9 protein-coding genes are annotated in these 15,037 nt (G+C 56.5%); all 9 read left to right on the plus strand.

The genetic code is table 11. The annotated features are described in order from the left end of the window. Positions 1 to 1,055, plus strand: a 1,055-nt coding sequence (locus U9R25_20165) for a C25 family cysteine peptidase (protein ID MEA3338210.1), incomplete at its 5' end; no start/stop codon positions are given. A gap of 209 nt (positions 1,056 to 1,264) precedes the next feature. Further along, a complete protein-coding gene (locus tag U9R25_20170) occupies positions 1,265 to 4,666 on the plus strand; it encodes a C25 family cysteine peptidase (GenBank protein ID MEA3338211.1) in 3,402 nt (1,133 codons plus the stop codon). A 125-nt stretch (positions 4,667 to 4,791) separates the two neighbouring features. Continuing rightward, entirely contained in the window at positions 4,792 to 6,612 is a 1,821-nt protein-coding gene (locus tag U9R25_20175) for a hypothetical protein (GenBank protein MEA3338212.1), read from the plus strand. Between the two features lie 22 nt (positions 6,613 to 6,634). Beyond that, positions 6,635 to 6,952: a hypothetical protein gene (locus U9R25_20180; GenBank protein ID MEA3338213.1), complete on the plus strand. Its 318-nt coding sequence runs from the start codon at positions 6,635 to 6,637 to the stop codon at positions 6,950 to 6,952. A gap of 7 nt (positions 6,953 to 6,959) precedes the next feature. Then, a complete protein-coding gene (locus U9R25_20185; GenBank protein MEA3338214.1) occupies positions 6,960 to 9,734 on the plus strand; it encodes a C25 family cysteine peptidase in 2,775 nt (924 codons plus the stop codon). Between the two features lie 96 nt (positions 9,735 to 9,830). Next, the gene (locus U9R25_20190) at positions 9,831 to 10,940 is read left to right on the plus strand and encodes a nucleotidyltransferase family protein (protein MEA3338215.1); all 1,110 of its coding nucleotides are present in this window, start codon (positions 9,831 to 9,833) and stop codon (positions 10,938 to 10,940) included. A gap of 8 nt (positions 10,941 to 10,948) precedes the next feature. Next, complete coding sequence (locus tag U9R25_20195) at positions 10,949 to 11,395, plus strand: S24/S26 family peptidase (GenBank protein ID MEA3338216.1); 447 nt, start codon at positions 10,949 to 10,951, stop codon at positions 11,393 to 11,395. Positions 11,396 to 11,422: 27 nt separating this feature from the next. Continuing rightward, the gene (locus U9R25_20200; protein MEA3338217.1) at positions 11,423 to 12,247 is read left to right on the plus strand and encodes a hypothetical protein; all 825 of its coding nucleotides are present in this window, start codon (positions 11,423 to 11,425) and stop codon (positions 12,245 to 12,247) included. 342 nt (positions 12,248 to 12,589) lie between these two features. Continuing rightward, positions 12,590 to 15,031 carry a hypothetical protein gene (locus U9R25_20205; GenBank protein MEA3338218.1) on the plus strand — a complete coding sequence of 814 codons (2,442 nt, stop codon included), beginning with the start codon at positions 12,590 to 12,592 and terminating at the stop codon, positions 15,029 to 15,031. Positions 15,032 to 15,037 lie beyond the last annotated feature (6 nt).

Raw genomic sequence — 15,037 nt, forward strand, 5'->3', positions numbered from 1 at the left:
ATCCGGTGTTGTGTCCGGACAGCGATGTGAACACGCAGGGAGATTTCAATGTGGCGGTGCAGGGGGCCTTTAACCAGGGGGCATTGTATCTGCAGTGGATGGGGCATGGCAATCCGGTCCATTGGGGTGGTGGGCCCGATTTCCGCTATGATCACATCGACGGGATGCAGGCAAACACGAGGTGGCCGGTGACAGGACACTATGCCTGCAACACAGGTTGGTTTGTGTACCTGGACAATGGCAGGCAGACATTGGGAGAGAGTTTTGTGGTGCGGTATGGGGATAGGGGGTCGGTGGCGGACCTGGCGGGTGCGGGATTGCACACCAGATCGTCGATGTGGACATACGATCAGGGGGTGGTCAAGTCGATGTTCCAGGATCGCATTGAGCGTGTGGGTGACATGGTCAACGCCTCCAAGCTCCACTATTTCGGCGCAACCCCCACTTACCATGACGTCATCGACACCATGACCCTGTTCGGCGATCCTGCTACCAGGCTGCGATTGCCAGCCGCTCCGGACTTGAGCGGTGCCATGTTGCAGACCCACAGGAACTGGCTACCGCCGGCTCAGCCGGTGACGGTGACCATGACTCTTAGCAATAGCGGCAACGCGCCATCCATCGGTACATCGGTGACGATGACACTGCCAACAGAGTTAGCTGCGCCTCACTGGCTGTCGGCTACGACATCAAGTCTGGTATACCACCCCGACAGCCATGAACTGCATTGGAGTGGCGACCTGGCCCCCGCGGCTCAGGAGGTCCTGGCCTTTGCCAGCATCATCTCGCCAACGTTGACATCGTGTGGACAATTCGATATTCAGGGTACAGTGACAGATGAGCTACTTGTCACTACTCAGCTTAGCGCGACGGTCAATCTGGCTGTACCTGACGTAACCTGTGACGGCCTGGTGGATATCGTCGATATTCAACAGGTGGCCGGTCGCTGGGGCAGCTTGACCGGCGATGGCCTCTACGAGCCTCGCTATGATCTGGATGCTGATGATCAGATCACAGTAATGGACGTGATTGCAGCGGCTCAAGTCTGGCAATAACCCCCGGCGTCCCCGGCTGAACGCCGTGAGATGTCCGGCCCGGTGAATGAAAACCAACGGACTCCGGCGCGCGCCGGAGTCCGCTTTTGTGCCAGGATTCCCTTGTTTGTGATATAATCGGCAATTGTGCTGGTTACCGTGGCTGTCACCGCTCGAGGAAAAAAGCTTTTGACCAGCATCGTTGGCACACCCACTGGAGGTTCTGACTGATGAGACGGAAAACCCTGCAATCGATGAAACGACTATTGCTAATGCTCCTGGTGAGCATCCTGATTGTTGCACAGCCCTCCCTGGTTGCGGCAGCGCCAGAAGGCGATTCTGGAGAGATTATCCGTCGGGTGGAGACGTTGGCATACGAGTTGGATGAGGGTGGTGTACGGATTCCGGGCTATGGGATGAGCAGCGAGCCTGGGGCGCCAAGGTTGCCAGTGTCTACATTTGCGGTGGAGATTCCTGGGCAGACCGGCTGGCAAGTGAGCTACCAGTCGTTGGGTGGACGTGATCTGCAGGAACGGGCAACCATTACAGCGGTGCCGGTGGCGGAATGGGACTCGCCCGTTGATCTTGTGGCAGGGTTTCCGGAGTATGTGCCGGAGGTGGATCGGCCAGATCCGGCAATCTACCAGGTGGATCGGTTTTACCCACCGGAGCCGGTGGTGTGGGGAGAGCCACAGCGGCAGCGGGGGCAGTGGCTGTTGCCCGTGCAGGTATATCCCTTTCAATACAATCCTGTGACAGGTGAATTGCGCTATCATCCCGACGTGACGGTGCGGATCGACGTGTCGGGAGTGGCGAGAGGTGAGGAAAAGCGGGGATGGGTGAAAGAGCCGACAGGTCTGTTGGGAGAAGGGGATTGGCTGCGAATCCGCACGGGAGAGCGGGGGATGTACCGCTTGACGCATGGAGAGTTGCTGGCAGCCGGCGTACCGGTGGAAACGGTGGATCCTGGGACGTTCCGGATGCTATACGAAGGGCAGGAGATCGACATCGAGGTAATCGGGGAGAATGATGGCAGCTTCGACGATGGGGACCTGGTGGTGTTTTTCGCGGAGCCCTACGAGCAACGCTGGCAGAACCACAACGTGTACCAGTTCGGCTGGGGAGTTGGAGCGGGAGCTCGGATGGGCAGCCGAGGAGGCGATAGTGGGATGCCGGTGGTGACGACCGTGACGCGGACGATGCATGTGGAGAATGATCTGGAGTATTGTACCTGGTGTCCCCGGCCTGTGGAGGCGGATCACTGGTTTGATGATTGGCTGATGGCATCGAGTTCGAATCCCACTGTAACGTGGAGTTTTCCGTTAGGGTTGGGGCATCCGTTGATAACGGGCAATGTGGAAGTGCGAGCGGTAATCCACTCGGTACTTGCGTCAGGGGTGAATCCCGATCACTACGCCGGATTGTATCTGAATGGCAATCAAGTAGGTGAGTATTGGTGGGATAAGGACAGTGCCAGCGAGTACTGGATCAGCGAGACGGTGCCTGCAAGCTGGCTGAATGGGGCCAGCGATCAGCTCGTGATCGTGGCGGATCGGAACCAGTTGGGGTTGGATTATTATCTGATGCCTGATTGGGTAGAGTTGGCGTACGGGGCGGAAGCGATCGTCGATGCGGGAAGCGAGAAGAGCTACTACGTAGAGCAAGGGGCTGCGGGGGCTGCCGGGTTGGAGGTGAGGGGTTTCAGCACAGATGCGATTGCGGTGTATGAGATAGCAAATGGTTGGCATCCGGTCAAGATGGAGACGGTGGAGAGCGAGCTGGATGGCGGAGAGTACACGGTGCGGTTCTGGGACGACGAGATGGCCGCAGGGTCGTATACGATGAGTGCGTTGGAGAAAGATGTGTTGCTGGCGCCGTTGGCCGTCGAGGTGGACGAACCGACGAGTTGGAGCACACCCGGACACAGCACCGACTACATCGCGATCATTGGCTCATCGCGGACACGGATAGCCTTAGGGAATTCGATAGGCGAGCAGTTGAGTGCTGCGGTGCAGCCGTTGCTGGCGCACCGGGCTGCAGAGGGGTATCGCGTGGTGGAGATCGACGTGCAGGACATCTACGACGAGTGGAGCTATGGGCGTGCGCATCCGCAGGCGATCCGGGATTTTCTGACCTATGCTTACTGGAACTGGAATGAAGGTGAGGATCCTGTGGGATATGTGATGCTGGTGGGGGATTCGACCTATGATCTGCGGGATGTTCTGGCTAGCCCGTTGCAGACGTTAATACCGCCCTATCTGGCCCATGTGGATCCATTTGTAGGCGAGGTGCCGGCGGATAGCCGCTACGTGAGTGTGGATGGGCCTGATGATTACCTGCCGGACATAGCGATAGCGCGGTTGCCGGCCAACGATGGGGTGGAGGCGGCCAACGCGGTCGCCAAGATCCTGGCCTATGAGGATCCGGCACAGGCTGCACCCGGCGACTGGCAACAGCGGGTGTGGTTCACCGCGGGCAAGTGCAATGACTCTGGAGGGAACTTGCAGGAGCCGAGCAATGAGATACGTGCCGACTGGTTACCGGCGGACTATCTGGATCTTCAGATCTACTATGGGGATCCGGTGTTGTGTCCGGACAGCGATGTGAACACGCAGGGAGATTTCAATGTGGCGGTGCAGGGGGCCTTTAACCAGGGGGCATTGTATCTGCAGTGGATGGGGCATGGCAATCCGGTCCATTGGGGAGGTGGGCCCGATTTCCGCTATGATCACATCGACGGGATGCAGGCAAACACCAGGTGGCCGGTGACAGGACACTATGCCTGCAACACAGGTTGGTTTGTATACATGGACTATGGCCGGCAGACGTTGGGAGAGAGTTTTGTGGTGCGGTATGGAGATAGGGGGTCGGTGTCAGATCTGGCGGGTGCGGGCTTGCACACCAGATCGTCGATGTGGACATACGATCAGGGGGTGGTCAAGTCGATGTTCCAGGATCGCATTGAGCGTGTGGGTGACATGGTCAACGCCTCCAAGCTCCACTATTTCGGCGCAACCCCCGCTTATCATGACGTCATCGACACCATGACCCTGTTCGGCGATCCTGCTACAAAGATTCGTTATCCTGGCACTGCCCTTTCGGTCGAACTTGACTATTTCATCGCTACCGCTTACACCGATCATATACTGCTGGAATGGGAAACCGTCAGCGAGATCGACACAGCGGCTTTCCGGCTTTATCGTGCCACGGTGAACGACCCTGGTCTTCCGACCTTGATTTCGCCAGTAATCCCGGCCCATCCGGGATCGGTGCTAGGCTACTACTACGATTATCCGGATACATTTGACCTGGTTCCAGGTACGGCCTATTGGTACTGGATTGAGGACATGAACCTCAGTGGTATCTGGACGCTAAACACCGAACCCGAACTGGTACCCAGCGCCACCTTCCTTGGAGTCGATTGCTCCCGCTACGACTTCGACTGCAACGGCCATATCGACACCGGGGATATCACGGCCGCGGCAGACCGTTGGGACTGCGCGACCGGCGACACCTGTTATGCCTCCACCTACGATCTGGATAATAATGGCCGGGTTGCCGTCAAGGATATCATGACCGATGCCGGATTCTGGGGGTGCAATTTCAACCAGGCCTGTTACCTGCTGCCCTGATTCCAGGGTGATTATCAATCGTTGCATCAGCACGGCGCCATGAACGATTGAAGCTCGTGGCGCCGAATTCTCCCTTTTCGTGTATCCTCTGTTTTCCCTTCGATAGTTGGACTTAGGCCGGTACTATGAACACTGGTGATCAACGAGTCGAACCAGGCAATCGGATTGATCGTTGGATAACCTGTGTTATCTCTGCCAATCCACCCAGGTGGGCAGTTGGCGCTGTTCTTCTGGCCTTGATAGCCTTTGTCATGATACAGGCCGCTATGGCGTGGCGTCATTTCCCGGGATTTGTGGGGGATCACGGGTGGTATTTGCAGGTGGCGAATCGTGTCAGCCAGGGAGAGATCCTTTATCGCGATGTGGCGTGGGCTTATGGACCGCTGCCGGCGCAAACACTGGCTGCCATGTTTGCGTTCTTTTCTGCCGATGCGGCCTGGGCTAGTTTGGTAAATCTTCTGCTGACGTGTCTATCGGTGTTGCTTACCTACGGAGTTCTCCGCTGTCTGTTGCCGGCCGGCATTTCCCTGGTCTTCACACTGTTCGCCCTTCTAGCAGGTCCTTATGTATGGGGCAATCTATTCCACACGCATTATTACGTTTACACTCAGGCAGTCGCATGGGGTTCGGTCGCCAGCCTGTCCACCTTGTTAGCCGCGCTGCAATGGCAGCAAACGAAGACCCAGTCTTGGCTGATTGTGGCCGGAGTCCTGTCAGGGTTTGCCATCCTGAGTAAGCCGGAATTTGGCCTTACCGCTGTGGCCGCATCAGTCGCTGTCATGGTAGCAGCTCGAGCATCGATCGGCGCTTGGATTCGGTTCCTGCTGGGGGCCGGATTTTCAGCGATAGTCGGATTCGGTGGGCAAGCGAACCTGGCGGGTTGGCAAGCTGTTTGGCGGGGTTACTCAGGCTACGATCAACTTAGGCAGCGAGCTCTTTGGGGAACTAGATCAGGCGACATCCTCAGGTCCCTTGGATTCTACAGCCTGTGGGCAGCTGTGTTAGCTCTTTGGATGGCGAAACGCCATCCACGAAGGCGAGTTGTTGCGGTGGTTGCAATGATAGTAGCAATCCTCGCTGCTCTGGTACTGTTCTGGCCGGATCTCGCCGGCGTAGGTCGGCGAGCGTTACTTTCCGGGATTGGCACGGGTGAATGGGAATCAGTCGATCCAAGACCGGAGAACCTGCTGCTTCTCGTTGTGGCAACTCCATGGGCTCTTTTATTTTGGATTCTGTTGTGGGCTGGGTGGCGCGGTTACAGCCATAATGCTCCTCCGGTCTGGTGGGGTCTGTGGGCATTCTCGCTTCTGTCGAACCTGCGTTTAGTTTTCACCGGTTTTGCCAGCGGTTTTGCAGCTGCCCCTGCACTGGGAGTACTGTGGTGGCTCCTGGTTGACGCCAATGAAGACCAGGATAGGGCGTTGCGACTAGGGCGATCAGCTTTGATCGGTCTAGGAATCCTTCTCACGGTCAATCTTGTGGCCCAGTTAATAGTACCGAACCCCTTTTTCAATGGCGCGCGCGCCCGCTTAGAAACAGAGTTGGGCGCGATCGTGACTGCCCAGACATATGCGCGAGAAGCCGAGATTGTTCAAACGAAGCTAAGGACTGACCTTTCGAAATCGTCTTCTCTGTTTTCCCTCGGCTGGGGTGCGGACTGGTACCTGCTGTCGGGGAGTTCAAACCAAACCCAATTCGATCTGGTGCTTGCCGGCCTTGGGACCACCGAACCGGAATCTGTTCGACTCCAGGAATCGCTGGTTGATAATCCACCACAAGCCGTGGTTGTGCCATCCGGCTGGTTGAACTACAACAGTCCAGGCAATCGGGATGCTCAATCTTTTCAGGAAGGATTGCCAGTTTTCTGGCAGACATTGAATCGCGATTACGTCGATCAAACTCCCGAGGGCGTATCGAGCTGGGTGCTAAAGGTGATGCCAAAATGACCGACTTCCAAATCGTGATGAAATGATCAATAAAGAAGAGGTACTGGCGCAAATGGGTTTTGCCATGTATACTAACCGAGCCAGGGATCACATTGACCAGCCCAGGGGGCAACCCCAAAATCGTGTTGTGATCGCGGCGCGCGAGAAGGGAAGGACCGCTGAAATGGTGCTGCCCAAAGAGGTGGACGGCGATGCGATGCATGAAAAACAGGCAGGGATGGACGATCACGCTGTGCGTAGTGGTAGCACTGTTATTGGCGTCTTGGTCACCCTCTGTCCCGGGGGCACAGGCACAAGAAGTGCCCGCGGCTTCTTCTGGCATGGAGCCAGACAATCATGAGATAAAGTTGCAGGTCGCGACTCCGGATTATTCCATCGGACTTCGCGGTGTGCACGTGGATGGCTATGCACTCTATGATAGCCCCGGTGCACCTGAATTGCCCGTATGGCGAACCGTTGTTGAGCTACCGGATGTCGGTGGATGGGTCCTCTCATTTGAATCAGCGGGTAGCCGGCAGCTGCCATTTGATGGAACAATCAGGTCTGTGCCGGTGCCCGATCTGAATCTTGCAGGCGCCGACAACTGGCTGGACCGCCGGGATTTGCCAACGAGTGTTCCTGAGATCGATCTTCCCGACCCGTCCATATATGGCAGGGATGCTTTTTTCCCGGCTGTGCCAGTACAGGCTGGCGCGGAACAGTGGTACCGGGGACGGCGCCTGCTGGCAATCGAGGCTTTTCCTTTCCAGTACAATCCAGTATCTGGGATTCTGCAGTATCACCCCGACCTCAGAATAACGATACGGATCGATGTTGATCAGAGTGCCGCCAAGCCAGACTCCAAGAGGGTCGCACGCTTGATGCCCGGTGTCTCGCAGATGATGGATGGGGCAGTGCGTGTGCGCACCGGGCAGCGCGGCCTTCATCGCCTGACCTATTCTGACCTGCAGTCTGCAGGAGTGCCGCTTGATTCCGTCGACCCTGCAACTTTCGCGATGTCCTATCTGAGCCAACCGGTCGATATCCAGGTCGCCGACGGGAACGACGATAGCTTCGATCCAGGTGACCTGGTGATTTTCTATGCCGAGCCCTATGAAGGCCGATACATGACACACAACGTGTACCGGTTTTCCTACGGCGGCATGGCCTCCGCGGATCGAATGGATCAGCGAGCTGTGATACCGACCGGTTCCGAGCCCTTGATCACCACGATTACCCAGACCGTTCGAGTAGAGGAAAACCGCGATTACCGGAGCAACTACCAACTGGCCAGAGATGCAGATCACTATTTTGATAATGTGCTCTATCCCAACATCGCCTTTCCCACGGTGACGGTCACCTATCCCCTGGATCCACTGGTAGCTCTCCAGGCTGCTCCGGGCACGGCCCTGGTGAAAGCCTCTCTTCATGGAGGAACCGATCAGGTGGCGAGTCCCGATCAGTCCGTCGTTGTCCGCCTCAACGACCATGAAATTGGTACCTTTCAGTGGAATGGAAGCGTTCCCTATCTGGCAATAGCTTCGGTCCCCTCTCATTGGCTGGATGGCCTGCCCAACGTTATCACGCTGGAAGCGGCCACCAGCCAGTTACCCGATCTGTTTTTTTATTGGGTCTCTCCTGACTGGGTGGAAGTTACCCTGCCGGCCTATCCCGTGCCCATTGACGACCGCATTGATATTGAGGCGATTTCCGTAGCTGGCCAGAGGGCTCAGGTTCAGGTCCCCGGCTTTTCGACGGATACCATATCTGTGTATGATGTTCGAGATCCTCGCCACCCGGTCCAGCTAACAACAGTCCAAGCCAATGGCAGTGGGGGTAATCACACCATCGCATTCTGGGACGAATGGGCTCATTCTGCGCCCACTCCGAGTTATTCCCTCTCTTCCCGGGAAGCCCTGCTCGTGCCGCTGGCGGAAGAGATCGATTCACTCTCTTCCTGGGCATCTCCCGAGAACAGGGCAGATTACATTGCCATCTTGCATCGTTCCCTGTGGAATGAGATCGACCCTCTGTTGGATCATCGGGCTTCCGAGGGCTTGCGTGTAGCCAAGATTGATGTCCAGGATCTTTTCGATGAGTTCAGCGGTGGCAGGCTGGACCCTGAGGCCATTCGCAGTTTTCTTGCCTATGCCTTCGGTAACTGGAATCAGGCTGAGGAGCCGCCGCAATTCGTGCTCCTGGTCGGCGACGGGCACTTCGATTTTCGTGACGACGAGGAGACCGGCCTGCCCAATCTGATTCCCCCCTACCTGATTCATATCGACCCATGGCTGGGAGAGACGGCATCCGATAACCGCTATGTGAGCATCGACGGCCCTGATGATTTCCTGCCGGACATGGCGATCGGGCGAATTCCTGCCAAGACGGGTGCCGATGTGAGCGCTGTTGTAGACAAGATCCTGGCTTACGAAGAAGCGCCGCGTTCAGGAGACTGGCGGCAACGTGCCGTGTTCGTGGCAGATAACAATATGGACCCTGCCGGTTCTTTCCACAGCTACAGCGATGACATCATCGATAATTGGCTGCCGCCATCCTATGAAGCTGAACGGGTATACTACCGCATGGACCCCGCTCATGATACCGGTGAGGAAATGCGCACGGCGATAAAGGAAGCATTTGATGGAGGGGCGGTTTACTTGCAGTGGTTCGGCCATGCCTCGCAACACCGCTGGGGTTCCGTGAGTATGTACGACATTCTTGACCCTGCATCGTTGGTGCCAACTGACCAGCATCCCTTTGCAGTGCACTACAGCTGTTGGTCTGGCTACTTCATCGGTATCGATGGGGATTTCCAGTATGGAGACAACGAGCAGTCTCTGGGTGAGGTTTTGCTGTTGACGCCGGAGCGCGCTGCTGTAGCTGATCTATCCCCCAGTGGTTTGCATATCGGCAGCGCGCTGCGCAATATGAATCGCGGTCTTGTGAAAGCTATGTTTCAAGACCGCTTGCCCCGGGTAGGCCAGGTTGTTGATTCTGCACGACTGTTTTTCTTTGAAAACAGCGGCTATTCTCACGATTTGATCGATACATCGATCCTTTTTGCCGATCCTGCTTTGAACCTGAAGGCTCCAAGCATGATGTATTTGCCTTACCTGGTGGCGGAGACGTCTCAAGGGTACTGAGCAGTGACTATAGATATGCCTCTCACTGTCCCTCTGGAGGGAAACACCCGACGGTTTCTCCAATCCTGCATTCGAAGCCGCTGGAATCCCGAATCGATGATCCAGGCGAAGCGACTTGCCAGACACGGGAATGTCGACTGGGATACCTTTTTGGATTTTGCGATTCAGTCCAGGATAGCTCCTCTGCTCTGGGGGTGTGTGCGCGATTATCCCGACCTGATACCGCGCCGGGTAGGAACAATGCTGGAGGCCTGTTATCAGAACGCGGCTATCCGAAACACACTCTATTCAGTCGAACTTGGTCAGGTTCTGGATGGCCTCTCATGTAGGGGACTCCCGGTGATTGTGCTCAAGGGTGCGGCTCTTGGAGATACGCTGTACCAGAACAAGGCCCTACGTCCCATATCGGATATTGATCTGCTTCTGCGTAAACCAGATATCTCGGCTGTTCTTGATCATCTTGGCACGGACGGCTATCGACGGGATGTCAGCGAACCTCGAGATGGCATGGCGTTGGACTACGAAAGTGAATTGGTGGTGCAAAAACCAGGGCCAATTGATCTCACGGTGGATCTGCACTGGCACCTGGTGGATTCTCCCTATTACCAACGACGAATGCCGTTGGACTGGTTTTGGAGCACTGCGGAGGAAGCTCGTATTGGCGGCACTGAGGCGTTGGTGCTGGGCCTGGAGGCCAATCTCCTCTATCTGAGCGCTCATCACGTATTGCACCATCAGGGAGAGGGGGTTCGTTGGCTTATCGACATCGCTGGATTGATCTCTGAGAACAAGGATCGCATTGACTGGGATTTGCTCCTCTTGAAGGCACAGGCATTTCAATTAGTTACGGCAATTCGGGTCGTATTGGCTCAACTGACCATTGAATGGGAGCTTCCTGGCCTGACGCCCCACCTGCTTGCGGCACAGTCGCTGCCGATAAGTAGAGAAGAGCGGCGGATCGTCAGCTGGATGATTGCCGATAACCGACCGGTCGTCCAGAGATTCTGGGCAGATCTTGCCAGCCTACCTGATTGGCGGTCCCGTATCCCTTATGCTTTCGCCAATCTTTTTCCAAATCCTGCGTACATGCAAGAACGCTACGGTCTCTCCAGTTCAGTGCTTGTGCCGTTGGCATATCCATATCGCTGGGTCTTAGGTTTATGGGAGCTGGCGTCGAGTCGGCGGGCCATGGAGGACGATGGATAGTGTCCGACATGCGGGCCTCTTCGGGCAACGATTTTCCTCCTCTGCGGGATTGGCTGCCTTTATTGCAGGAAAGCCTGGCCCAGTCGGGGCGATTTCGCTGGCGGTTGCAGGGAACCAGCATGATGCCTACCCTGCCGCCTGGCTGTGAAATCGAGATTGTTCCGGCTCCAAAAGAGCTTCGATCGGGCCTCTTGGTCGTTTTTTCCAACGGCGCAACCCTGGTCGCACACCGGGTGGTACATCGGGACGGTCAATACTGGATAACCCAGGGTGACGGGCGCTGGCATCCTGATCTCCCCCTGGATGCCGACCAAGTGCTGGGAACTGTGGCATCGGCCTATCAGGGCGAAAAACGTATATGGCCCCGCCGTTTCGGGCGAGTCACCCGTTGGTTCTGGGTGGCCCGGGCCCATTTGTTGTGGACGCTTCGCCAGGCATGGCGCCTGACCCATTAAGCCGCCAGTCGGATCCGCCAGGACGCCATGCAATCATCCCTTGACCTCTCGATTGCCAACATCGAATTCAGAATAACGACCCCATCGCCTGAATGGACGCAGCACCTTCGCAGCCACTACGGTGATTTTTTAGCCGATGATCAGGCCACCTGGACAATCGACGTGGTGCAGGATTCCAATGTCAACCCACTTTCCGAGTCATGGGTTGTTCACGAGGAATCAGTGACCCGGTTTTGGATTGGAATCTACGGCGGGACGATCAATCTGGCTAACCAGGTAGCCCGGGTGGGTGTGGCAACACCACAGCAAGCCCCCTTCGCAGTTGATCGAGTGCTGGCCTTTGTCTGCATGCAGGTGCTTGCCCGGGAGGGCAGGGGGCTATTGCTTCATGGAGCAGGAATCGAGCGCCATGGGCAGGGGTTGGCCTTTTGCGGACCATCGGGGGCAGGCAAAACGACGGTATCACGTCTGGCCACCGACCCGCATGCAGTGCTGACCGATGAAACCCCGATCGTATTGTTGACTGAGTCCCTTGCTATGCTGCGAAGTACACCTTTTTGGGGTGCCAGCACACCAGATGAACTGATCTCAAGAAGCAACCGGCAAGTGCCATTGCGCGCCCTGTTGTTCCTGGAGCAATGGCCGGCGTTTGAGTTGACGCCTTTGCAGCCGAGCGAGGCAGTCATGGCCCTGTTGGCGACCGAGAAAGTAGCGACCGAGCGAGTATCCAGCGCAATGGCATGGCTGACAGTGGCTGGCAAACTGGTTTCCCAGGTACCATCCTTCAGGCTGCGCTTCAGGCCTGATCAGGAGCTCTGGGGCTTTCTCGACCGGGAACTCTTTGAGCGTTAAGATAGTCACCCGCGATGGCATAAAATGCGTGTCAATCGATTGGGTCCTATGTGCGGGAATGACGATTTCGAGGCGAGGGTTGCGCACATCCAATAGACGCAGTTACCGCCCCGCTGACCTTCCCCCTGCTTTTGATACACAATCCGTTTGATAGTGCAATTTGTGGCATTTGGGACCCGTGGTATAATGATCATCTGGGCCAGACTCCGATCCCGGTATCTGCAGCTTCGATCTCTTACACTGGGCTGTCAACCCTCTCTGCCGAAAGAGTACTGTAGGGGCGTTGCACAAACACTTTTAGTCTTCTAAACCGGGGGCGGTCTCCCGGTCTTGTTTGATGTTATGGCAAACGACCATGGTACCTGTCCCTACCTGGGACTGGAATTCGACTCTTCTGTCAGGCTAAGCTATGCCGATTCAGGGCATAGTTGTTTTGCTCTTCCCCAAAAAGGGCAGATAAGACCAGATCTCGAACATCAGACCCGCTTCTGCCTGGTTTCGAGCTTCCCGGCTTGCCCGAATTTCCAGACAGCGGAAAAAGGGGATCGGGCGCCAGAACCTGCGTCGCCACCTGCCAAAGAATCAAGCTCGGTGCCCTGGTGGCAGTTGGCCCTCTGGGCAATTGCCTTGTTGGCAGCAATTGGGGTTGTCTGGCGCCTGACAGATGTTTTGGCTCAACCTGACACAGCGAGTCAGGACACCCAGCCTGTTACTCAGGATACCACGCCCGTACCCGGTGATGAAACTCCCGCCGATTGGCCCACACCTGACCCGGCATACGTGGCCGCGGCAATTGTGGACGATCAATCGCCAACACCTGAACCAATGCCGCAAACTACGCCTAAACTGCTGGCGGATGAGACTCTGGTCTCATTGGTTCCTGAGCAGGGAGCTGTGGGCTGGGTCGGCAGCCAGCAGGCCAACGGAAGCAATCTAGGTGATTCCTACCTGCATGCGGGGATTGTTCAGGGAGAGATATTTTACGGCATCCTTCAGTTCGATCTGTCCCGCCTGAAAAGGGGGGCGCCGGTTCGGCAAGCCGCGCTGCTGTTAACTGGTCTGGACGATAAACGTCTCAACATGAATGGCAACGGCTCCTGGCAGGCTCGTTGGCTGGATCCTGAGATCAACGAGAGGTGGAGCCGGCAAGCCTTTCAGGATTTTCACAACGCGACCATATTGCAGTCGTTGTTGCCGGCTGTCGGCCCGACTGAATTATCACCCCTTGTTCCCAACAAGTTCGTGTTCAACGATGATCAGGTGAGGTCTCTTGAACAAGCTATCTACGATGAAAGCTACCTGGTTGCCTTCCGCCTCGATGGGCCATTGACCACATCTTCGTGGACCGACGAAGATGGCAATCTTAGGGATGAGGATCTTTTTTCTTGGGACAGCGGCTATGGGCCTGCAACGCGGGGCAATTCTCCCGTGCTGCAACTTGTCATGGGTTCTGCTCCCGCAACGCCACCTGCTGTTCCGACCAGGGACTTAATTGTGGTCACCAGTACGCCAACCCCTGAAAATGTTTTGACCGTGGCAGCGCAGCTCCATACGGCCACTGCTATCGCTGTTACTACTGGCACCCCCACCCCTACCCCCAGGGCCATGGTGACGGCGACACCCACGCCGGTCAATGAAGCCACGGCTCGGGCAGATCGGTTTTTTCTGGGCTTGCCACTGGTGATCACCGAGACCCCAACTCCGGCCAACGTGCTGACGGCAACCATGATTGCAATGCTTCAAACCGCCGAGGCTTTCACGACAGGCACGCCGACTCCCCTTCCCGAGGGATACATCATGGCGACACCTACGCCGACCTTTGTCGTCATTACTAATACACCCACGGCTCAAAGTGCCCGGGAATTGCTGGACCGAACCATCATCGAGGCGACCCGTACGGCGACAGCCGGTCCGCCGACGGAGATTCCCGTGGGAGTAGCTACCGCTACACCCACACCAACCGGCACACCGCTGCCATTGAATCAGACCACGGTGGAGGCCAGGATCCTTCTGCAGACTGTAGAGGCCTTGACCATTGGGACATGGACGCCGACGCCCACGGCAACCTGGACCCCGACGGCTACACCAAGCCCCACACCGGCAGCAGATGGAACGTCCCAACCCACAGTTGTGGTGCCCGAGGAGCCGGAATCTCTCACAGTGCCAATTCCTGAGCCGACGCGGGTTCCCTTGGGATCCACGCTTGGAACTGTAGCGGGTAAGCTTCTTTTCCTGTCGGATCGACTTGGCGAGACCCGTATCTTTGCAATTGACAGTGATTGCGTGTATTCTCCTGAAGGCTGTGGCAACGTCCAGGCTGATCCTCTGGTCCAGGAAACTGCCTACATTCTGGCTCGGGATCAACAGAGTCTTGATATTGGCGGCAGCAGGCGAGTGATTGTACAATTGGACGCCCGCGGTGTCCCACAGCTTGCTGTAGTCGAGCTTGACAGCCATGACTCGAATGCGATTACCTCCCTTGAGGGCGCTGCGTACGATCCAGCGTGGTCGCCAGTGGACGATCTCATCGTGTTCGTATCCAATGATCCCGGCAACGATGAGATATTTACCATTGCCGCGGATGGATCTGGAGAGACCCGGCTGACCAACGTAGCTGCTTTTGACAAGCATCCTACCTGGTCTCCCGATGGTCAGACTATAGTCTTTTATTCCGATCGAGCGGGAGACCGTCGTCAGTTGTGGGTCATGAATGCTGACGGCTCTCAGCAACGCAACATAAGCAACAACCAATTCAACGATTGGGACCCCATTTGGGTAGAGTAAAGGCCA

This window comes from Chloroflexota bacterium (assembly GCA_034717495.1).
In the GTDB taxonomy this organism is placed as follows: domain Bacteria; phylum Chloroflexota; class Anaerolineae; order JAAEKA01; family JAAEKA01; genus JAYELL01.

Excerpts from the sequence above, each read along its gene's own strand:
- U9R25_20175 (MEA3338212.1), top strand. The coding sequence starts at position 4,792 with ATGAACACTGGTGATCAACGAGTCGAACCAGGCAATCGGATTGATCGT.
- U9R25_20170 (MEA3338211.1), top strand. The coding sequence starts at position 1,265 with ATGAGACGGAAAACCCTGCAATCGATGAAACGACTATTGCTAATGCTC.
- U9R25_20205 (MEA3338218.1), top strand. The coding sequence starts at position 12,590 with ATGGCAAACGACCATGGTACCTGTCCCTACCTGGGACTGGAATTCGAC.
- U9R25_20190 (MEA3338215.1), top strand. The coding sequence starts at position 9,831 with ATGATCCAGGCGAAGCGACTTGCCAGACACGGGAATGTCGACTGGGAT.
- U9R25_20195 (MEA3338216.1), top strand. The coding sequence starts at position 10,949 with ATGCGGGCCTCTTCGGGCAACGATTTTCCTCCTCTGCGGGATTGGCTG.
- U9R25_20200 (MEA3338217.1), top strand. The coding sequence starts at position 11,423 with ATGCAATCATCCCTTGACCTCTCGATTGCCAACATCGAATTCAGAATA.
- U9R25_20180 (MEA3338213.1), top strand. The coding sequence starts at position 6,635 with ATGATCAATAAAGAAGAGGTACTGGCGCAAATGGGTTTTGCCATGTAT.